Source organism: Devosia insulae DS-56 (assembly GCF_000970465.2).
Taxonomy (GTDB): domain Bacteria; phylum Pseudomonadota; class Alphaproteobacteria; order Rhizobiales; family Devosiaceae; genus Devosia_A; species Devosia_A insulae.
In genome coordinates, this window is record NZ_LAJE02000257.1 from 45,612 (window position 1) to 71,628 (window position 26,017).

At 64.9% G+C, this 26,017-nt stretch carries 1 protein-coding gene (running past one end of the window); it reads right to left on the reverse strand.

What is annotated here, in order from left to right; all coding sequences use genetic code 11:
* Positions 1–26,017: the 3' portion of an LEPR-XLL domain-containing protein gene (locus VW23_RS18330; protein WP_069910989.1), read on the reverse strand. It continues 3,023 nt past the right edge of the window; 26,017 of the gene's 29,040 nt are visible here — the last part of the coding sequence; its start codon lies beyond the right edge, outside the window; it ends in the stop codon at positions 1–3.

A 26,017-nucleotide genomic window follows, 5' to 3' on the forward strand; every position in this document is an offset into this window, starting at 1 on the left:
CTAATCGTCAAGAGGCATGAAACCGCCGGTCTCCTCATCGAAGACCAGGGCTCCGGACTGCCGCCCCAGGACCGGCGGCAGCAGATCGAAGTCACCCGTCAGGATGTTGTAGAGCCAGTGATCGAGATCATCGCGCTCGTCCAGATCGTCCTCGTCATTGACCGCGATCACGATGTCGTTCGCCTTGAGCAGCGTGATCAGGTCGGCCGGGAGCGGCCGGGCCGAATGGTACTTGGCATCCACGGCGCGGGTCGCCAGATTGATCGGCTCGAAAGCCGGCGCCGTCACAGAGGGCAGGAAGACAAAGGGCTCCTGCACTGGTGGCCGCACCTTGGCTTCGATGGTCTTTTGCACCGCGGCCGCCGGCAGCGACGGCGTCGTCACCGCGGGCGCGTTGCGGCCGAACAGCAGGCCGGTCGCCGCGGCACGGTTCACGTCCTTGCCGAGTGCGTCGAGCATCGGCGAGAGCCAGGTACGCCCGAGGATCGCGCTGTTGGCACTAGCGTCAACGGTCTGCTTGACGGAGTCCTTCGCCCCGGGAGTCTGGACGGCCTTGTCGCGCGACCGGTCGAACGCGACGACATTGGTGCCGCTGCCCCCGCCGACTGTGTCGTAACCGTTGCCGCCGGAGACTGTGTCATTGCCGTCGCCGCCATGGACTTCGTCGTCGCCTTGCAGGCCGAACAGCACGTCGTTGCCGGCATCGCCATAAATCTTGTCAGTGTCGATATTGTAGATCGACTTGAGATTGACGTCGGCCACCGCAGTGCGATGCAGCTTGCCGTAGAGGCCCCAGTCGTAGCTGTAGCGCAGCGTCGAGGCCTGGGTGGCGCCCGGCTCGCCGATCGGCAGGATGCGGACGGCACTGCCGACGCCGGCGGCGCCGGCCCCGTTGACGATCGGCATGACGTGGGAATTGTCGCCGACAACAATGTCGGCGCCGTCGTTGCCGTGGATGGTGTCGGCGTTGAGCTTGATGTAGTCCATCGCCGGTTTCTTGGACTGGCGCGGATCGGACAGGTTGGTGAGCCAATTGCTCACCGAGCCGTTCGATGACCAGTCGCTCTGGCCGGAGCGCGACAGCGTCGCCTGGACGCCGAAGGCATTGGCCAGGGCAACCGCGCTCCCCATGTTCCCCATGTAAAGCGCGTCGATGGTCTTGAGGAACGAGTCCTGCATTTTGTCGGCGACCGATTTGGCCTGAGCCGAGCTATAGCCCTGGAACACTGCCGGCACCTCGATCAGGGCGGTATCGCCGATGATCACGTCGTCCTCGGTGCCGCCATTTATCGTGTCGCTGCCGATCGCCAGCTTGTAGCCGAGTTGGTTGCCGAACAGCCAGGCCGCCCCACCATTGACCGACGCGTCGATCCGATGGTCGCGGGCAATATGGGCGTTCAGCGCATTGGTGAGCGTGGTGTCCTGCGTCTTGAGCGCCGCATCGATCGCCGCCTTGGCCGCCGCGGTATAGGTCCTGGTCGGCGTCGGACGGGTCAGCATGATCGAAGGCAGCGTGGTGACGCCATGATCGCCCACCAGCATGTCGGCGCCGGCGCCGCCATTGATGGTGTCGTTGCCGATATCCAGCGTGTGCGTCGCCGGGATCAGTACGGCCTTCTTCGGATCGTAAGTTCCGACGATGCCCTTTTCGGTGACATATTTGGCGATGACCTTGGTGCCGGCGGCGTGCACGGTATACGAGAGATCCGCGAGCGCCGTCTGCAGCTTGAACAGCTGGGCGTTCAACGCCAGCACGGCGGCCTGGTCGTTGGCGCCGTCGAGCACCATCATGCGGGCCGGCACGAGGACCGTCCCGGTGTCGCCGAACACCGTGTCGTTGCCGCCATCACCATTGATGGTGTCCTTGCCGATGGTCACGGTCGTCGAGCCGCCGAGGCGAGCGTTCTGGGCGAAGGCCAGCGACGAGAAGTTGGTCATCAGGTTCTGCATGGTGACCGAGAGCCCGGCGAGGTTCTCGTCGATCGTCACAAAGCCGGTGCCGGTGTCGGCAGCGATGCGGCCGTCATCACCGAAGATCGTGTCGGCACCTTCGCCGCCATTGATCTCGTCGTTGCCGTAGATGGCAGCCGAAGCGCGGGTAACGTTGCCCTGCACCGCCGCAAGGATCGAGTACTTGCCACCAGCGGTGATGCTCAGGTTGGTGCGGCCCGCCATGTCGCCGGCAAAACCGTCGGCACTGGGATAGACCTCGAGCTGCGGCTGGTACGGCGTGAGCTCGCTCGGCAGCAGGTTGACTGAGGGAACAACGACCTGTCCGAAGACCGGCAGGGCCAGTCCCAGCGCAGCGTCCGCCGCGATCACCCGGTAGGCATTGACGATGCCCGGCAGGTCGGTAGCGAAGGCCGCGTTGTTGCTGGCGCGATCACCGAAGATGATGTCGTTGCCGGCATCGCCGTTCAGCCTGTCGTTGCCGCGCTGGCCGAACAGGATGTCGTCGCCGTCATTGCCGTTGATGATGTCATCATAGGCTGCCTCGAGATTGATCCCGATCGCAACGGTCTGCGAGGCACCACCGGTGATGGTGGCGTCGCTGCCCGAGGCGAGCACGCGCCCGGCCACCAGCAAGGCATCGTAGCCGAGCAGCTTCTCGGCAGTGGCCAGGTCGACGCCGCTGAGGTTGGAGGTCAGCTGGACGATCCCGGCCGCCGTGGCCACTTCCTCGAGCACCACGTCGCGATGCCAGGTGCCGTTGGAGTTGAGCACGGCCGAACCATCGGCGTTGAGGGCCCGCAGGATCTGGCCCTCGTCACCCAGGATCAGGTCATTGTCGGCACCGCCCTGGATGGTGTCGGCACCAAGGCCGCCGACGATCTCGTCGACGCCGGCATCGCCGTAGATGGTGTCGTTGCCGCGCTGGCCGTTGATCCGGTCCTCGCCGTCACCGCCATAGAGCGTATCATTGCCGCCAATCTTGTCGGCATGGTCGAACAGCACGAACTCGCGCAGCAGCGCCGGGGTGCGGCCGGTAATGGGCGGGTTGAGCTTGAAGGTGTAGTTCTTCCAGCTGGTGCCGCCAGTGATGGTGCGGCCGATAACGCCATTATCGCCGAGGATGACGTCCTCGCCGGCATCGCCGTAGATGGTGTCGTCGCCGTCGCTGCCGCCGACCACATTGTGGCCGCCGACCAGGTCGTCGTCGCCTGCACCGCCGTGGATCTCGTCGTCGCCCTGCTGGCCGTAGACCATGTCGTTGCCGGCTTCGGCCCAGATCTTGTCCGCGCCACCGCCATCGGCGGCGCCGGAGTAGATGGAAATCACCAACTGATTGGTCGGGTTGGCGATGTCGAACAGCGCGTGATCACCGAACACGCGATCATCGCCGTCGCCGGAGTAGATGGTGTCGGCACCGGTGCCGCCAATGACGATGTCGTTCGAGGCGTTGGTTCTGATGGTGTCGTTTCCGCCCTCGTTGGGCGCGATCGAGAAGGCGCGCGTCAGCGTCATGACGCCGGCAATATCGGTGAACTCGACCTTGGCGTTGTCGCCGAAGACGATGTCGCTGCCGGCGCCGGTGGTGATGCTGTCGCCGTCGGCGCCGCCGATCGAGACATGGTCGCCGTCGCCGGTCTCAATCGTATCGGCCCCGCCGATCGCGGGGTCGATGGCGTAGGCGGTCTTCAGCGCACCATTGACGAACTCGGCATAGCCGTTATCGCCGAACAGCACCGAATTGCCGGTCCCGACCTTGAGATTATCGCCGTCGGCGCCACCGAACACCAGGTTCTTGCCCGAGCCGGCAACGATCGTGTCCTTGCCGCCGACGCTGGGGGCGATCGAGTAGGCGACCTGCACCACGCCGTCGACGAACTCGGCATGGCCGCCATCGCCGAACAGGGTGCTGTTGCCGGTGCCGTTGGCGATGTCGTCGCCCGCCGCGCCGCCGAAGATCACGGCATTGCCATTGCCGGCGCGGATCTTGTCGATGCCGCCGAGGTCGGGCTGCAGCGAGAACGCCATCGTCGCCTTGTTATTGAGGAACTTGGCGTAGCCGCTATCGCCGAAGACGACGCTGTTGCCGTCCTTGACGTCGATGTCGTCGCCGGCGCCGCCACCGATCACGGTGTTGAAGCCGTTGCCGACCTTGATGATGTCGGCCCCGTCATAGACGGTGTTCTCGCTGACCAGCGCCACCAGCAAGCCGTTCTCGAAGTTGGCGACACCGTTGTCGCCCACCACAACGCTGTTGCCGTTGCCTGCGGTGATCTTGTCGGCGCCCGAGCCGCCCATCAGGATGTGATCGCCATCGACGATGGTGATCTCGTCATTGCCGTAGTCCTCGGGCGCGATGGTCTGCACCACCTGCGCCACACCGAGGCTCGAGAACAGCGCGAGCCCGTTGTCGCCAAGGATCGTGCTGGTGCCGGTGCCGGCGGTGATGATGTCGCCGCCTGCGCCACCCATGACGATGTTCCGGCCGGCGCCGGCGCGGATGGTGTCCTTGCCGCCCTTGCTGGTCGCGGTGGTCTCGACGCGGAAGGCAATGCCGGCGGCAAAGAACGCCGCGCCATTGTCGCCGAGGATGGTGTCGGCCTCGTCGCCCGAGGTGATGTCGTCCTCGTCGGCGCCGCCGATCACGATGTTCCGGCCGGCGCTGGTCTTGATGACATCCTTGCCGCCATCGTCGACAAAGCTCGAGATGATCGATTTCACCTGCGCATTCGCATCGAAGACGATCCAGCCGTTGTCGCCAAGCACGACGTCGCCCGCGGTTCCCGGATTGACCGTTCCGTCCCCTGCCACCACGTCGATGGTGTCGCCGCCGGAGCCGCCGACGACGACATTGCGGAGGTTCCCCACCACCGCGGCGCCGATATAGGTCTTGATCTTGTCGGCGCCGCCATAAGTCGGGTCGGTGCTTTCGATCTCGGTCGGAATGCCGTTGGCGAACCTGGCTATGCCGTTGTCACCGAACAGGATGTCGGTCCCGCCGACACCGGTGATCTCGTCGTCGCCGGTGCCGCCAAAGACGATGTTCTTGCCGGCCTTGGCGTTGATGATGTCGTTGCCGCCCACCGACGGGTTGGTGGTGCGAACAGCGATGACGGCGCGCTCGCTCATCATGTTGAGCACGCCCTCGGTGAGAGCAATGGTGGTCCCGTCGATGAAGCCGGCCTGGGTGATGAGGCCGTGGTCGCCGAGGATCACGTCATTGCTGTCACTGCCGGTGATGGTGTCGGCGCCGGCGGAGGTCGCCCGGTCGTCGATGATCACCGTGCGCAGCGCATAGTTCACGTCGAAGGCGCTGTCGCCGATGATCCAGTTGCTGCCGAGGCCACCGGTGATCTGGTCGTTGCCGGTGCCGCCGGCGATGAAGCTGGTCTTCGCGCCGCCCTTCAGCGTATCGACGCCGGCGCCGCCATCGATCACCACGATGCCATTGGCTTCGGTCGCATCGATGATGTCGTTGCCGTATTCGGTGAACTGGTAGGCCGTACCGTTCGGCGCGCCGGGCAGCGCGCTGTAGCGCAGTCCGTTGGCCGAGGTATCGCCAAACAGCACCAGCGGACCGCGGACCAGCGACGCGCCACCGGCGTCGACATCCGCGTCCACAGTAATGGTGTCGGATTTGCCGCCACCATGGATGACGGTGAGCGTTGCTTCGTTGGTGCTCCTGATGGTGAAGGTGTCGGCGCCGTTGCCGAGCAGCACTTCGACGACGCCCATGTTTCCATAGGTGATGCCGCGAGCGAAGCTCCGCGTGGTGCCGTCGCCCATGTCCACGACGAGCGGACTGGACGGCATGTTGAGGCCGGAGATGTGATCGAGCGTGAGCTCGCCGGTCTGGTTGGCCTGCACCGTGTCGGCAAACACCACCAGCTGGTCGAGATCGGGCACGTTGTCGTCGACGATATCGCGCACGACGACCGGGTTGGTTTCACCCGGCAGCACCACCGCGCGGGTGATCGAGCGGTCGGTCGGCCCGACGCCACCTTCGATGAAGAGCGGTCCCTGGATGGCGACCAGGTCGTGCGGCTGCTGCGAGAACACTTTGACGTCCTCGGTCGAGTCGAGGCCGGCAGCGTCATACTCGAGCGTCACGGTGACCGGCAGGTTCCAGTTCGCCGCGGTGAAGCGGACGTAGTAGCCTTGCGCGTCCTGCAACACGCCGCCGGTCAGCATGGGCTTGGCCTTGCCGGTGACGAGAATGTTGACGCGCACCCAGGGATTGGGCTCCTCGGGCGTTGGCTGCGGCGGCGCGGTCAGCACGATCTGGTAGGTGTCGGTCTGGCCGGACTGCGAGACCTGCGTCGAGCCGTCGGTCTCGATGATCTCGACACCCGGGGTGTTGGTATCCACCACCTCGACGCGCACGCGAGCCGTGTCGACGCCGCCGGCGTAAACGCCGCCGCCCAGATTGCTGGTCACGGTGTGGGTGACGTCGGACGCGTAGCGGTTGTCGATCCCGTCGTTCATCGACGTGACCTTGATCTGCTGGGCATCGCTCCACAGCAGGATGCCCTGCCCGGCGTCGGCGAAGAGGCCGAACTTCAACGTGATGGTCGATGCACCGACGACGACGCCGGTCGACAGCTTGATGCCGGTGCCGGCATCAAGCGTGACCGTCACCACTTCGCCGGCCAGCGGCGGCTTGTTGAGCCGGACCGTGTAGTCGTCCCCAGCCGCGTTGTTCTCGAACACCTGGGTGTTGCCACCCGTCTCGTTAATCAGCACGGCCGGCTTGTCGTCGTCCTGTACGCGCACCGCGACGTTCGGGATCAGGAAGTTCTGGTAGTTCGGGTCGGCGCTGATCACCGAATGCGAGATCACCACTGTGCTCTCGCCTTCATGGGCGCCGTCGGAGTCGGCCTTCACGTAGATGGTCGCGCCGGCGGCAAAGTTGGCGCCGGTAAAGGCGACAGTGACGGATTCCGAGAAGCTGACGCCGTCGAGCGAGACCAGCACGGTCTTGCCGGGGCCACCCGGACGGGCAGTGAGCATGGCCGAAGCCTGGGCCGCCGAAATGGTCACGAACACGGTGGCGACAGGCGCCGTCGGCAAGGTCAGCGTGTAGCTGTCGACAGCGGCCAGACCGCCGTCCTCGAGCACGTCGAGCCCATTGCCCACATCGAGCGCCACCGTATTGGTAGAGGCTCCGGTGGCGGTGAGGTCGAGCCCGCGGACGAACAGGCCGCTGTAGCGCGGGTCGGAGCTCTGGACGGTGTGGGTAACCGAGCCCTCGTCGCCATCGTTGTCGGCAACCACGGTCCTCGTCACGTCGCCGGCGACGTTGAAGGTGTCCGAGCCGAGCCCGCCGATCAGCGTGGTAACGACGTCGGCCGCGGTCGAGAGCACGTAGAAGGTGTCGTTGCCTTCGAGGCCGTCGACTTCCATCGCCTCGGCATTGCTGATGCGGACCGTGAGGCCGGCGCCATAGACGCCGTCCTTGGTGATGACGAAGTTGTCGTCGAGCTCGGTACCGAGCACGACGATCTTGTCGAAGCCGGCGCCGCCGTCGATATCGACCGGGGCGTTGACGTTGTACTGGATGATGTCGTCGCCGCTGCCGCCATTGAGCTTGACGTTCGAACTGCCGGCGAGCGCAAAGGCGCGGATGACGAACTCGTCGTTGCCGTCCTCGCCCTCGAGCCGCAGATCGGCCTGGTTGGAGTAGACCACGAACTGGTCGTTGCCGACCCCGCCGTAGAGCACAGCCGGCAGGCTGATACCCTTGGACAGATAGGCGCCAAAGCTGATCTCGACGGTCTCGAAGCGGTCCTCGACCGATTCGATCGCGGCGGCGTCGCGTGGCGTGGCGAAGACCTGGCCGACCTGGAAGAGGTCGTCGCCGACCCCGCCATCGACGGTCATGATCGCCGAGGTGTCGTCGAAGTAGAATTCGTCGTCGCCATCGTTGCCGTTGACGATGACGCGACCGTTGATGTCGGCAGTGTAGTTGATCCGCTCGAACGCGTCGGCATAGGTGTCGACACCGGTGCGGTGCATGTTGGCGATCATGTTCCGGCGCATCAGGAACACATCGGCCGCAGCCGAGCCCTCGACGCGCAGCACATCGCCGGCATCGAGCTCGCTGCCGGTATCGACCACGTTGATGACGTAGTCCGACGTCGTGCCCTGAACGTTGACGACCGTGAGGTCGCTGCCGTCCTGGCCGTCGATAGTCAGCTCGTCGCGCAGTTCGCGGCCTGTACCGTCCTTGCCGAAGACGCCGTCGGCATCGACGACGCCCTGGTAGGTGGTCATCGTCGGCAGCTTGTTGACGGTAACGGTGTCGTTGCCGGCGCCGCCGAACACGAAGGTGTTGCCGTTGAGCGCCTCAAGGTCGAACAGGACGGAATCGTCCTGGGCACCGCCGGTGACGGTGATGGTCGGAGCGGTGAAAATGCCCTTGAGGTCGGCCATGCCGCCTTCCGCATCAGGGTCGGGGCCAGAGACCTGGTAGTCGACCTTGATGATGATCTGCGTCGCCGCCATGATGACGGCGGCGGGCTTGGCGAGCAGCGGATCGGCTGAAACGACCGCCCCCTCGACCAGCAGGTCGTCGCCGGCCAAGAGGCGGACTTCGCTGGTGGTGGATTGCACCGTCACACCGGCCTTGACCGTGATGTCGTCGGGCAGCGCGTCCTCGCCGCCATTGGCCTCGTTGTCGTCCTCGGCCCAGATCTCGACCACACCGCTGGCAGTGGTGTTCTCTTTGACGATGACCGGGCTCGAGGCCTTGATATAGACGGCGCCCTTCAGGGCGTTGACGCCGCTGTTGTTGACGTTGACGTCGCCGACGACCAATTCGCCGAGATTGGCGACATAGGCGCTGCCATTGAGCGCGGTGCCTTCGAGGTTACCGACCTCGGTGACGATCGACTTGCTGGTGCTCCCGATACTCTGGTTGGCCGACAGGAAGGTGCGGCGCGACACGATATTGCGCTTGTCGGTCTCGGTGTCGGCGCGCGCATTGAGGATGCTGCCGGTCATCGCCACGATGAAGGCGAGCGGCTGCGTGCTTCCCGAGTCAGCAGTGGGCGTTCCCACCTGGTCGAGGTTGAGGTCGCCGGTGGTCTCGGCGAGGTAGATGCTCTCGAGATCGGTGAAGGCGCGGACCTTGCCGGCAGCCTGGTTCGAGCTGTCGATCTCGAGCTCGTTGCCGGCCTGGCCGATTGCAACCCTGGCGGACAGGTTCACCGAGTTACCGATGATGTCGGCGCCGAGCTGAGTGCCCTGCGGGTTGTATTCGGCATCGAGGATCGAGCCGAGTTCCGCACCAAGGTAGACGTTGCCGGCGGTCGAGGTGATCTTGCGCACGTTGAAGTTGCGCTCGACCGCATTGAGCGAGATATCGCCCGCCGCAGTGGCGATCACCGTGCCGGTGGTGTCCGCGTTGGTGGCGACGCCGCTATAGGCGCCGGTCACCACGATCTCGACCGCGTCGGTGGCGGTGCCGATGCTGCCGCCGGCGGTGAGCGAGATATGGTTGGCGCGGATTTTCTCGCCGTCCGTGCCGAGTGCGTCGAGGATCGAGCCGAGCGTGGTGGTGAGATAGACGTCACCCGAGCGCGAATAGATCGCTTCGACATACATGTTGGAGGTCGGCGCGGTGATCCGCACGTCCTCGGTGGCACGGGCGATGAGGCTGCCGCCCGTCGACATCTCGACGGTCACGGCGTTGCTCTCGCCGATGCCGCCATCGCCGGCTTCGAGCACGATGTCGAGGGCCTTGAAGTTCACCCCGCTACCGCTGAGCGCGTTGACGATCGACGCACTGGACTTCAGCCGGATCGTGCCGGCGGCGCCGGCCTCGAGCTTGTCGACCTTCACCTGCTGCTCGGAACCCAGATAGATCGAACCGCCGGCTTTGGCGTTGATCACACCATCGACCGCCACGTCGAGGTCGTCGCGCTGTGCGACGATGACATGGGTGATGACGCCGTTCGCCGCGGCGAGCGGATCGAGCACGGCGTTGGCGATGGTGACGATGCGGTTGGCTTCGACGCCGAGCTGCGGCGCGTCCTCCGCGACCCCCGCAGCATTTTCGCCGACGAGGGTAATCGTCGCGCCGTTGATGGCAGCGATCCGGTAATAGCCGCCCTTGGTGGTGGCGTTGGTGGTCTCGCCGCCGACATAGATATAGTCGTTGACGGCATAGCCGGTCCACGAGCCCGACAGCCGGGTGATCGTGCCCTTGCCGAGTGCGTTGTTGCCGAAGTTGACGCCGAGGCCCTGCTCGACTTTTTTGGCGAACACAATGTCCTGCCGTTCGGCCGAGGCGATGGCGACGCGTTCATCCTCAGTCAGCGAGGCCGGCGTCGAACCCAGCGTGATCACCAGGGCATCGGCGACCTTGCCGATATTCTTGTTGGCCTCGATGGTCAGGTTGCCGGCGGTATCGACATTGTTGGCTTCGATCACCGTTTCGGTGTCGGTGACCGGCTTGAAGATGCCCGAGCCAAAGGCATAGAGCAGCTCGTCTTCGGTCCATACCTTCACGCCGGCGGTGAGATCGGCCTTCACCGTGCCGACGGCGAACAGGTACTTGTGCTTGGTACCGTCGCTGTCGGTCAGATCCCAGGTCTGTGCCGACTCGCCGAGCCGGCCGAACATCTTGTGCAGGTCGTGATAGTCGTTGGTCTGCCGGGTCTGCTCGGCAGTGACACCCGTAGCAATGAAATTGGTGACGAAGGTGTCGAGGGCTGCCCCATCCAACGGGGTGGTCGCGTTGGCGTTCCTGAACAGCGCTTCGGTCCGCAGCTGGTTCTGCAGCGCCGTCAGCGCCGCTCCAGTGATGGTGATCGAACCGGCGGTATTGGGCTGCGTGGTCCGATACGCCCAGTACTGGGCGTAGGCCGCATCTATATTGGGGCGCTGGGTATCGCCGTAGCCTTCATAGATGGCTTTGAGCGCCAGGTACTGCTGGGTGCGCGACGCTTCGAGGGTCGCGATCTGGTCGGCCGCCTCCGCCGGATCGGTATAGAGGTTCTCGTAGTAGGCGACCTCGAGGGCGGTCAGTTTGACGGTGGTGCCGTTGAACTGCCCCTTCATCTGCCAGTAGGCCTGGTACTCCTGCCGCTTCCAGCTCTCGTAGCCGTTGAGGGTGTCGGTGATCTTGTCGTTGACGCCGGTGCCGACGGTGAGCTGCAGGTCCTTCCACATGCCGGCGAGCAGTTGCTCGCGGCTGCGCAGGTCTTTCTGCACGGTGAAATCGGCATCGATCAGCGAGCCGGAATCCACCTTGATGTAGACGTTGCCCTGGGTCTCGGCGGCGATCAGCCGAAGATCGCCCACGGTCTCGCGCACCGCGACATCGCCCACCGCCTTGATGGTGACGCGGTGTTCGGCGAGCGCCCCGGAGTTGATCTGCAGCGGCCGCGCCGAGCCATTGCCGATGCCGCCGACGGCGCCATCGGGCAGGCCCTGATCCTGCGAAACATACCGGTCGGCAATCAGGTCGATCGAATTGCCGGTGACGAGGCCGTTGGCAAACACCCCGGCCGCAGTTTCGGCGGCGACGATACCCGCCTGCGCCACCAGCACCACATCGCCCTGCGACGCGGTCACCGAGACCACCGACATGTCGCCCGAGATTTCGTTGAGATAGACCCCGCCGGTGCGCGAGGTGGCGGTCAGCTGCGCGAAGGTGTCGGTCTTGAAGTAGCCCGGTGGGTACTTGTCGACCAGATCGATATTGATCGGCTTGATGTTGGTGAGCGTACCGCCGGTTTCCCCGACATTGGCCATGTTGTCGGCGCCGATATCGTTCTTGGCATCGAGCTCGATGCGCACGCCCTGCACGACGGATTCCGCGTGCGAGGTGTCGATGCTGCCCTCTGAGGTGATCTTGGTGAGGCCGGTCTCGTTGAGAATCCCGCCTTCGATGATCACATTGCCGGTGCCGTTCGAGTCGATCTCGACCCGCGCCTCTTCATAACCGGTGAAGCGGATGGTGACCGGGCGATCGGCTTCGATGGTGTGCCGGCCGTTGGTCTGGTCGGTCGACAGGATGTCTTCCTGCTTGCGGTAGTCCTTGGTGCCGTACCAGTGGCTGATCGTCGGCAGGTCCTTGTAGAACCGCTGTGCGGTCAGGTTGAACTCGTCCTCGTGATAGGTGTGGACGGCATCGGCATCGGTGGCGCTCGCCGCGTCGACGGTGTCGAAATAGAAGAATATCGAGTTGTCGATCAGCGAGGGCCCCTCGATGACGGTGATGACCGACGGCAGCGCGTCGAAGGCGTCCGGCGAGAACGCATCGATGCCGAGCCACTTCGAGGTGGTGTAGACGCTGGTGTCCTTGGTCTCGACGACCTTGCCGACGGTCCAGCCAAAGCGCCAGCCTTCCTGAGGCTTGTACACGAAGGTCTCGCGGTAGGGTCCGTCCACGCCGGCCACGTAGTCGGTGGCAACGGTGCTGCCGGCGACCTGAACGTACTCACGCTTGTCGGGAGCCGTGTTGGTGGCGCCCGGCGTGGTCTCCAGCTTGTACTGGCTCTCGCGCACCGTGACGGTGCCGTCGTCGTCCACCTGGTACCAGGTTTGTTTGTAGCCGTCGGCATTGGCCGCCTTGGCCTTGTCGTTGAGCCGGATGGTGCCGGCGCCCCGATCGCGCACGTCGAGCTGCCGGATCACCACGTCGTAGTTGGTGTCGTTGACCACCTTGACGTGGACGTAGCCGCCGAGCGCCTCGATGATGCCGTTGCCGGTGTTGAGCAGGTTGCCGGTGATGGTGATCGAGCCACCAGGAACCCGGAATTCCTCGATGACGATCTTCTTGGTTTCGACGTCCCAATAGGCATTGAACGCGCCGGTGCTGGCGGTCTTGAGCAGCACCTGCTTGGTGGTCGGCTTGCCCTTCTCGATCAGGGCGATCTCGTTGATCGTCGCCTGGTTGAGGTTGAGGACATAATCCTCCTTGCCGCTGGTGATCACGCCGTTGAGGTCGATGAACTCGGCGGTGATGGACACCCGGTTGGCGGTAATGCCCGGCTTGGGCGGCTGCGCCACGAGGTTGGTGCCGGCGGCCGGCGAGGTGATGTCGCCGACGCCGCCATCGGTGGAGATGGCCTTCCAGTCCTCGTACGGGTTGCCGCCCGAGTGGTAGACGCTGCCCGGCGGCAGATCGATCAGCACATAGCCCTGCGTCCTGAGATCGACGGAATTGGCGTCGATCTCGGCATTGACGGTGATGTCGCCCGAGCCGACCGAGTTATCGATGATGACATCGCTGGTAATCGCGTCGATGGCGCCCGACACGGTGATGCCCGGCCAGGGCTCGTCGGTGCTGCTGCGCTGCCAGCTGTTCTTGATCAGAATGGTCGCATCGGTGCGGATACCGGGCGTGAGTGTGATGTCGAAATTGGCGTCGCCGGCAACCCAGGTGTGATCAAAGCCGGTATCGTCCTTGTTGTTCTTGGTCGTGACGTTGCTGGTGTTGGCCGTGTCGATCTTGCCGTTCGCCTCGGCTTCGCTGGCCGATGCCGAGATCTCGTTCTGCAGGCCATTGAGGAACACGCCGCCATTGTTCTCGGGGATGGTGATCCCCTTGATGTCGAGGAAGGCGCGGGTCTTGTTCTCGATACTGACCGACACGTCGCCGGGCGCATCGAGCTCGCCGTCGCCCTGCAGCACGTCGGCCATGACGTGGATGCGGCCAGCCGAAGCGTAGATCGGGTCGACCACGATGGTCAGCACTTCGCGCAGCACCGGGATGACGACCTGCTGGCCGGTGATCGGGTCGATGGCGGGGATGATCTGCCCGGTGACCTCGTCACGCGGCGGCTCGGCGAGGCCGAGGAAGATGAGTTCGCGGGTCAAGCGCTTGATCTCGCCCTGCCAGAAGGCACGCACCTGTGCGTCGTCGCGGTATTTGTCGTACTCGACCCGCGCCTTGACCAGCTCGTCGATGTAGTTCGAGGTGAGCTGCTTCTTGACCAGCTTCACCGTGACGGTGTCGATCGGAGTGCCGTCGGCGCCGGTCGCGGTGATCACCGCGGTGGGATTGGCGTTGGTGCCGCCGACCGACTCGATCACCACGTTGACGACGCGGTTGAGCCCGGTGCGGATGGTGCCATCGACATTGACGACGGAATCCACCTCCGAGCCGCCATTGCTGGTGAAGGTCTCGGCGCCGCCCAGCGCGCTGTTGATGCCATCGCTGATGGCGCTAGCCCAGTTCCGGCTCTTGCCTTGCGAGATGATATTGGCGAGCGCGAAGGTGTCGGCGAGGACGTCGACATTGCCGCCGGACAGCACGGTCGCGCCGGTCATCACATCGATGCGGTTGGTGATGAACAGCAGGCTGTCGTTGCGCACCTTGTCGAGCGGAATGACGCTGCCGGCCAGCGTGTCGGCATAGGTCGCGAGCCTGTAGCTGTCGCGGGTGAAGCTCTCGTCCATGCCGGTCAGCATACGGACATGGCGCAGCGCCTTGATCTCGGCGCCACCGCCGATGGTGATGTTGTGGACCGGATTGATCTCGAGCACGCTTTGCGCCGCCGAGGCGGTGAGGAAGCCGTAATTGTCGACGCTGACCTTGATGGTGGCATCGACCTCGCTGTTGGAGGCGAGGCGAACGTCGCCGGTCGAGCGGATCCTGATGTTGGAATTGCTTGTCGTCGCGGGGTTGGTGCCGATCTGCACCGTTCCTGTGACACCGTTGCCGTCGTCGCTGTCGTCGTCCGCGTCATCCTTGGTGTCGAGGGTGCTGGAGGCGCCGATGCCGGAGATCACGCCACCGCCCTTATAGGCGACGGTGTCAGCATAGAAGATGTCGTTGAAGGTCGAGAGCGAGATGCCGCCGGCATCGGGCGAAGCGTTCTCGACGGTCAGCGTAACATTGTCTTCGACGATGGTCAGCGTCCTGAGCGACAGGTCGGTGCGGATCTCGGAGCCGGCAATGCTGATGGCGCCGGCCGAGATGCCGTCGACATTGGTGCCGATATCGGCCTTGGTGAAGTGGTTGACCGCCGAGGCCGAGATGTTGGAGGCGGTGATATCGGCGCTGTTGGCGAAGCGCGCCGTGCTGTTGGCATTGACGTCGTTGGTGGCCGAGGTGCCGTTACCCGAGATCACGCCATACGAGCTGGTCTTGATCTCGTTATTGGCGAGGGTGTTCTGGTCGGAGGCCAGCCGCAACGCCCCGGTGGCGCCGGTCGTGGCATTGGCGAGCAGGGTGATCTGGGCGTTGGTGCCGATCTTGGCTTCCGAGGCGACGTTGGCCACGGTGTCGGCCTCGCCCGAGGCGATGCCGACGAGACCGCCGGCGCCGGGGCTGGCCGACGAGGCGTTGTCGTCATTGCCGTTGGCGCGCACCACCAGATCACCGGCGGTGATGCTGACGTTGGCGCCAACCTCTGCCTTGGTGTTCGAGCTCGAGGTCGCGGTGGCCTTGGTGGCGCCAGCGGCGACAAGGCCGTAGGCGGCGCTGTCGGAGGCAGCGCGCTGCCGGTTGTCGCCACGCGCCGTAGCGGCGACAGTGCCGGAGGCGATGATCGAAGTGCCGGCGCCGAGCAGCGCCGATATCGCGCCGATATGGTCGGCATTGGTGACGGTGGCGTCGGCGCCGATCAGCGCCCCGACAATGCCCTGCGACGAGGCATAGGCGGTGTTGGCCGTGGCGGAGGCGCGCGCCTCCTCGGCCTGCAACGTCAGGTCGCGGACGGTGAAGGTGGTATTGGCGGTCTTGGTCTCGGACAGCACATTGACATCGACGTCGGCCTTCGACACGCCGACGGCGAGGACACCGCCGGTGGCCGCCTCGGTCTCCGCACTAGCGGATGGCGTCGCGGTGGCGCGCAGCGTTACATCGCGCGCGTCAATGCTTGAGGTGCCGAGCGTACGGGCCGTGTTGTCTATATCGATATCGGTATCGGCGTCGAGGCCCGAGACGGCGAGGCTAAACAGCCCGGCCGCCACCGTGAGCGCCCGGTTGACCGCCGTCGTCGTGACATCGGTATCGGCGGTGATCTCGACATCGCCGTTCACGTTGAGGGTGCTGTGGTCGATATAGGCGTCGGTCAGCACGACCACATTATTGGTGGTCTCGGCACCGCCGCCCGCGAGCGTCGGGCCGATGCTGAGATTGACGGCAACCGAAGCGAGCTCGGCCGTGGCACCAAGCGTGATATCGCTGGTGGCGGCGATCGTGACCTTGCCGGTCCCAAGCTGGAACTGCAGCGGATCAGGCGTGGCCACGACGCCGTCCTCGAGGCGATCGAGATAGCCCAGGGCGTCCTTGGCCACCGTGCCGGTGACGGTGACCGCACCAGCGTCCTTGATATAGGCCTTGACTGCCGACTTGCTGAAGTTGTCGGCCACCGTCACGGCGATCGAAGCCGCACCGCCATAGACGCCGGCCGCGCCGGCAATCGACGCGGCGCCCGCATAGGCTTCCATGTCGATGGTGTCGGAGGCAGCGATGCTGATGTCGCCAGCCGTGATGCCGGCGCCGTCGCCAGAGATATAGGCCGAGGTTTCCACGCCGACATGGTTGCTGGTTTCCGAGCCGGCACCGGCCGCCGCGACACCGACGCCGCCGGCGGCAATGGCCACCGAGCCCGAGATCACCTTGGCATCGATGGTCTCGCTGGAGGTCGCCTCGAGTGAGAGTTCGCCGAAGGTCTCGACCTCGGTGTCCTCGAGATACGCCTTGACCACGATCGGATCGTAGGTCGGGGCGAGGTCGGCGCCGTTGGTGACGTAACCGATATTGTTGCGGGCGATGCCGATGCCGATCGAGGCGGCAACGCCGACGCCGCCAAACGCCGCCGATCCCGCCACCGCGAGGACCTCGGCGTCGATGTCGGAGGTACTGTCCGCCGTCACGCTGATGTCGCCGCCCGCATCGAGTACGCTGTCGGCGGCATAGGCGGTGGCGCTGCCGAGCACGGTGTTGAGCGCCACGGCGCCGCCGCCGGAAACGGAGACACCGACGGCGCCACCGCTGATGGCGACAGCCGCCGCAGCAGAGGTGGCTTCGATGGTGTTGTCGAGCGTCGCCGAGATCTGAATCGTCCCCGGCGTCGCTGCGGGGGGCGGATTGGCGCCGCTCGGCCGGTCGACGATATCGGTCACCGAGATATCGGCGTCGGTCGCATAGGCGCTGACGCCGCCATCGATGGTGTTCTTGGCCACCGCGATGCCGACGCTGACCCCGACGCCGGTGGCGCCGATGCCGACGGCCAGCGAGGCCGCACCGGCGAGCGCCTCGATGTCGGAGGTATTTTCGGCGTTGATCTTGACGCTGGCCGCATCGATCTCAGCCTTCGTGGCAGCGGTGCCCGAGACATATGCGCTGGTTTCGACGGCGATGAGGTTCTCGACGTAAACGCCGGCGGCGGAAACACCCACGCCAACCGAGCCGCCGGCAAGGGCACCGGCGGCGGCGACCACCGTCGCATCGATGGTCTGGTCGGAGACGGCGTTCACCTCGACGGCGCCGGTCGCGGTGACCTTGGACTTGTCGATGAAGGCCTTGACCTCGGCGGTGGTGGTGAGCTCCGCAGTGGTCAGCGGATCTTCGGTGTCGATCAGCTCCTGGTAGGTGAGCCCACCATCGTCCCAATCGCCGATGGTGTTGAGGGCGACCGAGATGCCGATACCGACGCCGACACCGGTGGCGCCGGCGGCAACCGAAACTGCCACCGCAGCGATCGTCGCATCGATTACCGAGGTCGAATCAGCCTCGACCAGCACGCTGCCGGTGACGTCGACGCTGGCCACGCTGGCAATCGAGGCGACCACGTCACCACCGATCTTGTTCTGGGCCGCGGCGCCCGCGCCGCTGACGGCGACGCCGACGCTGCCGAAGCCGGCACCGAAGGATGCCGCATAGGCCTTGGCATTGATCTTCTCATCGCGCTTGGCGTTGACCGTGAGGTTCCCCGAATTGGTCTTCAGCTGCGCCACGCCGGCCGCCGAAGCGGTGACGCCGGCACTGATCTCGTTGAGCGCCACGGCGATGCCGAGCGCGATGCCGGCGCCGGTCGAGCCGACCGCCAGCGCCACCGAGGCGGCGCCGGTCAGCACGTCGATATCGGACTTGTCCTCGGCGGAAACCTTGATCGAGTCGCCGATGATGTCGGAGGTCGCGCCGTCGATCAGCGCCGAGGTCGCGACGGTGATGGCATTATGGGTGCCGGCGCCGGCGCCGCCGAGCGCGACGCCCACCGAGCCGCCGATGCCGATGGCCATGGAGGCAGCGACAACGGTGGCGTCGATCTTTCCTTCGGAGAGAGCGGTGACTTCCACCGCACCACCCGAAGTGACATCGCTGCTGCCGATCTGGGCCTTGACCTGCGCCTGCGTCGCCGCATCGCCCTTGATCAGGTTCTCGGCTACCGAAACGCCGAAGCCGACCGCAACGCCGTTGGACCCGCCGATACCGGCCGCGAATGCTGCAGCGACAATGGTGGCGTCGATATCTTGCTTGGAATGCGCATCGACCAGCACGCCGCCATCGACGGTGATGGTCGAGGTCAGAATGGTGGCGAGCACATCGGTGGCGATGACGTTGCTGGCTCCGGCGCCGCCGCCGCTGACCGACACGCCGTTGCTCGGGCTGCCGCTGAGGGTGAACGCCGCCGCCGCCGCAGTGGCGGAAATCTTCGAAAGGTCCTCGGCCTTGACCGAGACGCCGCCGGTACCAGTGATACCGGTGTCTTCGATATTGGCTTTGGTGGTGCCCTTGATGTCGTTGAGCGCCACGCCGGCCGCAATCGACACCGCGACCGAAGTGCCGCCCGAAAGTGCAGCGGTGACGCTGCCGGCGGCCGCAATCGCGTTGATGGTATTGCTGCTCGTGGCGCTGACCTCGAGACCTTCAGTGCCGAGCGTGATGGTAGAGGCGCCGGTGTCGCCACCGTCGACGGTGGCGGTGGTGTCGGCGGCGATGCGATTCTCGACGATCGCGCCGGCGATGCCGAACTGCTTGGCGCTGGACGAAGAGGCGCCAATCGCCACGGCGGCGGCGGCAACTGTGGCGTCGATGGTCGCCGTGGAGCTGCCGTCGACCTTGAGCTTCTTGCCCGACACCGTCGAGTTGCGGACGCTCGCCTCGGTCTTCAGCGGCGTCGCGGTGCCGACCTGGGTGATCGAACCGGTGTAGCCGATGTAGTTGAACGCCAGCGCCGCTCCGATGGCGACGCCATTGGAGCCTCCGCCGAAGCTGCCGGACACCGAGACGGCGGCCGCCAGGACAGTCGCGTCGATGTCGGCCGAGTTGCCGGCATGCACCTGCACCGTACCGGTGGGCGCCGAGACGTTGGAATTGAGGATCGTCGCTTCGGCGCTGCCGAGCAGCGCGTTGTTCGAGATGGCGCCACCACCGGTGACACCGGTGGTGTTGCCACTGAGCGCTACCGCGGCAGCGACGGCGGCCGCAGCCGCCATGCTCTCGATCTTGCTCGACTGGTCCGCGGATACAATGACGGAGCCGGCATCCATATCCGTGACACCGTCGATCGCCGCATCGATATCGGCGCGGATGATGTTGCGCGACACCACCAGGCTGATGGCGAAGCTCTTGGTGCCGCCACCGGTGAACAGATCGGCCGCCAGCGCAATCACCGGCTGCACCACCTCGGAGGTGATGTTGGCGGTGTTGTCGGCATCGACCACGACATCGCCGTCGGCATAGACCTGGCTCGAGTTGCTGATGGTGGCGCTGACCGTGGAGGTGACCCGGTTCAGCGCGATAACCGCACCGACGCTGATGGCATCGCCGCCACCGGCACGCAGCACCCGCACGAAGTTCGAGATCTCGGCATTGATGGTCTGGTCGCCGTGTGCCTCGACATTGAGATCGCCGGTCGCATCGATGGTGGTGTCGTCGATCAGCGCCGTGGTGGCAACCGGCGGCGCACCCTGGATGGTGTCGACAAGGTCTGTGCCGACGAGGGCGTCGACAGTGTTGAACAGGAAGTTCTGGTTCTGCACACCCACCGAGTTGAAGGCGAGCGTCACCCCGACCGAGGTCTGCTTGGAGATGGTGTCGGCATCGAGCGTGGCGTCGATGGTCGAGGTGTTGTTGGCGATGACCGAGACGTTGTCGGCCGAGGTAACGGTGCTGCCGGTGAGCTTGGCGCTGGTGGTGCCGAGGACGTTGTTGGTCGAGATCACGGCGTTGACGGCGATCGACGTCGACTTGGCAGCGGTGCCGCCAGTAACTTCGACGCGCGCCGTCAGGTCGGCGTCGATGATGCCGGTCTTGTCGGCCAGAATATCGAGGTCGCCGGTCAGCGTCAGCTTCGCGCCCTTGACCAGCGCCTCTGCCTTGCCCTCGACCATGTTGAGGATGGCCATCGCGCCGACGCCGGTGGCGCTGCCACCCGCGAGGTTCGAAGCCAGCGCATTGATCAGCTCGACGCCCTTCGCAACGCTGAACTCGGAGAAGGCGGCGTTGGTGGTGATGTCGCCACTGAGGTCGATCGCGACGCCATCGGGGCCGGAATACTTGAAGATCTTGCCCTGGTCGGCTTCGACCGCGTAGTCGTCACCGATATAGACGAGATCCCCGTCGTTGAGGGTCTGCGTGCCCGACTTGGTGGTGTATTTATAGCTCTCGATCAGCGACTGGATGATATTGGTGGCGATGCTCACCCCATAGTCGTTCTTGATCTCGGCGATGGCCTTGATGTCGCCGACCGAAATGATCTCGCCATCGTCGACCGCCTGCACCAGCACGTCGTCGGCCTTGATCGTGTCCGATGAGTCTGCAGGATTGTCGATGGTCGCCGTTGCGCCGCCTGCCACCTTGTTGCTGGCGACGATGAAACCCATCGCCTTGCCGTCAGTGCCGGCGATCGAGGTCGTCGACGACGTCGCCTCGTTGCTGACCTCGGCGTCGATGATCGCCGTATTGTCGGCGCTGACGGTCAGATCGCCGGCGACGTCTATGGTGCTGGAGGTGATGTGCGCGTCGGCAATTGCCGGGTTCTGCAGCCCGAACGCGTCATCGGCCAGCACGTCATCGCCCAGGATCGCATCGAGGCCGTTGAACAGCACGTTCTGCGGTTCCCAGCCGACCGAATTGAAGGCGAGCACGACCCCAAAGGTCTCGCCGCCACTGGTCGAAGCAGCTGCGAGCGTCTTGGCATGGATCTGCGCGTCGTTGACCGCCTCGACCGAGGCGCCGCCCTGGCCGGTGATGGTCGAATTGACGATCTCCGCGACGGCGCTCGACTGTACCAGGTTCGTGGCAATCGTGCCGTTGATGGCCAATACGGTGTCTTCGGGCGGCTTGACTTCCCCGGTCTCGGGATCCGGCTTCGGATTGGGCGCGAACGTATTGGACGGCAGCGAATTGCCGCCGATTGCCGCAACGGCGCTGTCAGCGGTGGCACGCAGTGTCGCCGTCTCATAGGCACTGACGGTGACGTCGCCGGTTCCGCCCTCGACCTCGGCATTATCGATGCTGGCCTTGGCACCACCCCGCACGTCGTTCAGAACGACCAGCGCACCAACGCTGGTTGCCGGTGCAACGGAGAGGTTCAGGTCGTGCAGGAGGATTTCGGTGGCCGGGTCTTTCTTCCAGTAGTTGAGATCGGAATAGTCGACCTGGGTCAGGTCGGTACCCTGTCCGGTCGCGGCCGTCCCCATATAGGTATAGATGGCTCCGGCATCGCCGCCGATCAGCAGCCAGTCGCCGTTTTCGAAGTCCTCGCTGTCCACGTCGGCGATCGTGTACGGACCGCTGCCGATGTAGAGGTACTTGAGGCCGTCGTCCTCGCCGTCGGCGGGCTGCAGCTGAATGATATCGCCAGGTTCGACATCGACGTCGAACGGCGGAATGCCGGTGGTCATATCCACCGCCGCGCCGCCATACCCGTCATCCAGACGGATCCGGTCGCCATACTTGAGGCTGCGAATCTTGTCGCCAGACGGGTCGGCGGTCGTGTCGTAGTCGGCCCCCATCACGTCGTTGAGAGTTTCCTGAATGATGCCGACGCCGGCATCATTGGTTACCGAGGTCTCGACCACCAGTTTGGTGTTGGAATAGATGCCGCTCTGGTCAGCGGCGGAAACGATAACTCCTCCCGCCGAGGTTATGTCCTTGCCGGTCGCTGACTTGGCGTCCTTGATCGATGCCGTCGCTTTGCCAACGACCTTGTTGCCCGACAGCACGACACCATAGGAAGCACCCGAGGCCCCGTAGAGGGCCGCGGTAACAGTCTGTGCCGTGTTGGAAACGGTCGAGTTGATCAGGGCGCTGTTATCGGCGAGCACGCTGATCGTGCCGCCGGCGTTGATCGTCCCGCCGATGACGGCTGCAGTGGCGTTGGCCCCGACGTCGAGACCGAAACCGTCCCCCGCGATGTAGTTGGCGCCGACCAACGTATCGATGGCGTTGAACAGGACGTTCTGCGAGTCCCAACCGACGGAATTGAAGGCGAGCGTGATCCCGGCGGCGGTGGCGCCCGACACGCCCGAGCTGTAGTTGCGCGCATCGATGGCGGCAACGTTGGTGGCGAGAACCTCTACATCGCCCTCGGTGGTGATCCTGGCACCGTCGAGGGTAGCGGCGGCGTCGCCGAGCACGACGTTGGTGACGATCTGGCCGTTGAAACCGAGCACATCGCCGGAGCCGTCTATGCCGCTGCCGCCACCGGCGGAAACGGTGTTGGTGCTGTAGGCCCAGATCCTCGAGGACGCCGTGGCTTCGACCAGCAGCGAGCCCTCGGCGGGGCCGTTGCCGTGCGCGGTGACGGTCGCCGTCTTGATATAGGCCTCGGCATTGCCGCGGACATCGTTGTAGGCGATCGACAGGGCGATGGCCTTGGAGTTGGTGGTAACGACGTTCCCGATGGCGGGGAAGAAAATGTCTTCGTAGTCGGCGGTCCGCAGCTGACGCCACTTCGTCGTGTCCGAATAGTCGACCGTCGGCGAGGCGAGATCGACCGGGCCGAGCGAGGCGGCGCCGATATATTCGTAGATTTCGCCGGCGTTGACGTCGAGCGCCAGCCACTGTGTGGGGTCGGACAGGTTGATGCCGGTATTGGTGCCGATCACCGCATTGCCGAGATAGCGGTAGATCGTGCCGTTCATTTCGACCAGATCGCCGTGCTCGATGGTGGTCGGAAGCGTATCGCCGGGGGCGAACGAATCGAGGTCGATCTCGGCCGTCAGGTAGTCCAGCGCAACGCGGACCTTGTCGCCTTGTTCAATGGTGCGGACGCCCGACTTGGTGGTGTAGTCATAGGAACCCGCGCCCAGCCGGTCGGCAACGCCGCGGACAGCGTCTTCGAGCGCTCCCAGCGTACTGCCGGGGGCCGTGGTCGAGACGACCTTGATGTCGGCCGAGATGGCGGCGTCGGTGCTTGCGGTGATGGCGATATCGCCCCCGGCATCGATCTGCCGCGTCGGATTGCCGCCGGACAGGACAACGGCGCTGTTGTCGACATACGCCGAGGCGCCGGCGCTCACCTTATTGCTGGCAAGGATAGCTCCCGCCGCGGTGCCGCTCACCCCGTATTTGGCCGCGGGGGTGAAGGTATTCTCCCATTCCATCGCACTTTCGTTGCCGACGGTGGCGGAGATCGCGGAGGTGTTGATGGCATTGACGCTCAGGTTGCCGGCGATATCGACTTCGGAGGTCTTGATGTAGGCCGTCGTCTGCATCGGCGTTTCGAGGCCGAGAGCCTTGCCGACTTCAGGGGAACCGATCAGCGCGTCGACCGCGTCGAACAACAGGTTCTGAGGCTGGTAGCCGATGGAATTGAAAGCGATGACCGCCCCGAAGACGGTTCCCGAGCCATAGGCGGCGCTGAGCGCGGTGGCGTCGATCAGGGCGTCCGTGGTGGCGGTGACGGACAGCGTGTTCGCTGCGCCCGCCCCGCTCGCCTTGGTGACGGTGCTGTCGTCGACGGCAGCCGTCGCGCCGCCGAGGACGGTGTTGGTCACCGAGACGACGCTGGCCGAATCCCAGGCGTCGATGATGCTGGAATCGAACGACAGGATGCTTGCGGCCTGGGTGGCCGAAACCGTAACAGCCTCGAGGGTGGTGAGCGTCGTCTGGTTGAGCTTGGCCAGCACATCGCTGTTGACCTGGTTGCGCGCAAAGATGCCGCCCTTGCCCACAGCGTTGCCGAAGACCGACTTTTCCGACATGCCCATTGCCAGCAGCGTCGTCTTGGCGAGGTCGGCCGGAATGATCGATTCGGAGTTGAGCTGCTTCCACAGGCCGAAATCGTTGAAATCGGCCTCTGCCAGCACCACCGCCGCGTTGTCGGGGCCCATATACTGGTAGATCGCACCCGGCGCCCCGGTGGTCTCCACCCAGTCGGCATCGTTCGCGAAGTCAACCGACGAGATGTCGGTGAGGGTCGCGGCGCCGATGTAGCGATAGATGGTTTCGTCGGACAGCACCCGATCGCCGGTCTGGATCTCGACCGCGGCCGGATCGTCACCGTCGTCGAGGTCGACTTCCGGCTGCTCGATGCGCACCTTGTCGCCGAGCACCATCTGCGGCACGCCCGACTTGGTGGTGAACTTGTAGTCGTCGAGAAGATTGGCGGCGATCGCGTTGACCGCGGTGACGCCGTTATTGTTGTCGAGCGACGCCGTCGCGCCGAGCGCTGTGGCGGCATCGATGCTCGCAGAGTCCTCGGCGGTCACGCTGACCGCCTTGGCAGTGACGGTGCCGCCGCTGATCTTGGCAGTTGCAGCGGTTGCGACTTTGTTTCCGGCAATGACGGCGCCCGTTGCCGACGACTGGCCATCGAACAGCGCCTCGTAGGCGGCCGAAGCCGAACTGTCGACCGTGGCGATGATTTGGGCGCTGGAGACCGCGTTGACCGCGACCGTGGCACTCGAAAAGATACTGCTGTCGCTAATCGAGGCTTCGACGTCGAACGGGTTCGGCGTGCGGAGCCGGAGCGACGACCCGGTCTGCCCGGCAACGTCGGCCACCACATCGCCCAGCAATGTTTCGACCGTGTTGAACAGGAAGTTGCCGCGTTCCCAGCCGATCGTATTGTTGGCGATCTGGAAGGCGCCGGCCGTCGCGCCGTTCTCGGCGGTCGAAACAGTGGAGTTTTCCGAAACGATGATCGACCGATTCGTCGCCTCGACCAGGATATCGCCGACCTTGTCGAGCGTCGTTCCAACGGCCGAATCGACGATCTTGGCGGACGTCTCACCCTGGATGAGGTTGGTGGCGACCACGGCGCTCTGAGCCGCTGTGCCGCCGGCCATGAACAGGAAGCCCTTGACCTTGCCGAGCGCCTTGGTGACCAGCGTGTCCTGGTCGAATGGCGAACCGCCCTCGACGACGCTGAGTACGTCGGCGACGGCCTGAATGGTTCCGGTAGAGTCGGCCTTCACCGTTACGGCGCCTGCATCGATCACCGCGTCGGTGATCAGCGCCTTGGCGCCGCCGCGCACGTCGTTGAACACGATACCGGCACCGATCGACATGCCACCCGTGCCACGCAGGTTCAGCCCGCCGGATAGAACCGAATAGTCGAGTTCAGGCTTCCACAGGTCCGCATCGGTAAAGTCAACGGCGTCGGGGTCGGTGAGGTCCAGCGTCGGGTTGTCGGCACCCAGATAGGTGTAGGTGTTGCCTTCGACTCCCGGAATCTCGATCCAGTAGCCGGTATCGGCGAAGTCGGCGGCGTCGTCGGCCTGCTCGAAATTGATGGTCCGCGTCGCATCGGCGCCGGTCCCGACATATTTGTAGAGCACGCCGGCCGTGCCCAGCCGGGCCACGTAGACGATGTCACCGGTGGCGACGTCGATCGAACCGGTGTAGCCGTCGGTCTTGGTGTCGTAGTTCAGCGTCACCGTGGTGCCATAGGGCACGGTAGTGCCGAGTCCGTCGGTCAGCGTCCGGTCGCTGTCGAGTTGTTGGCCCTCGGCGAAGTAATCCTCGAGGGCATGCAGGCCGCCATCGCTCGACGAGATCGCCGCGGTGGAGATCTTGGTGTTCGAGTTGACGGTCGAATCATCCCAGGCGCGCACCTCGATGTCGCCCTGCGCTCCAACCTTCCTGGACGTCGCGCCGCCATCGATGGTGGCGACCGCAGAACGGCTGATCTGGTTGGACGACAGCACC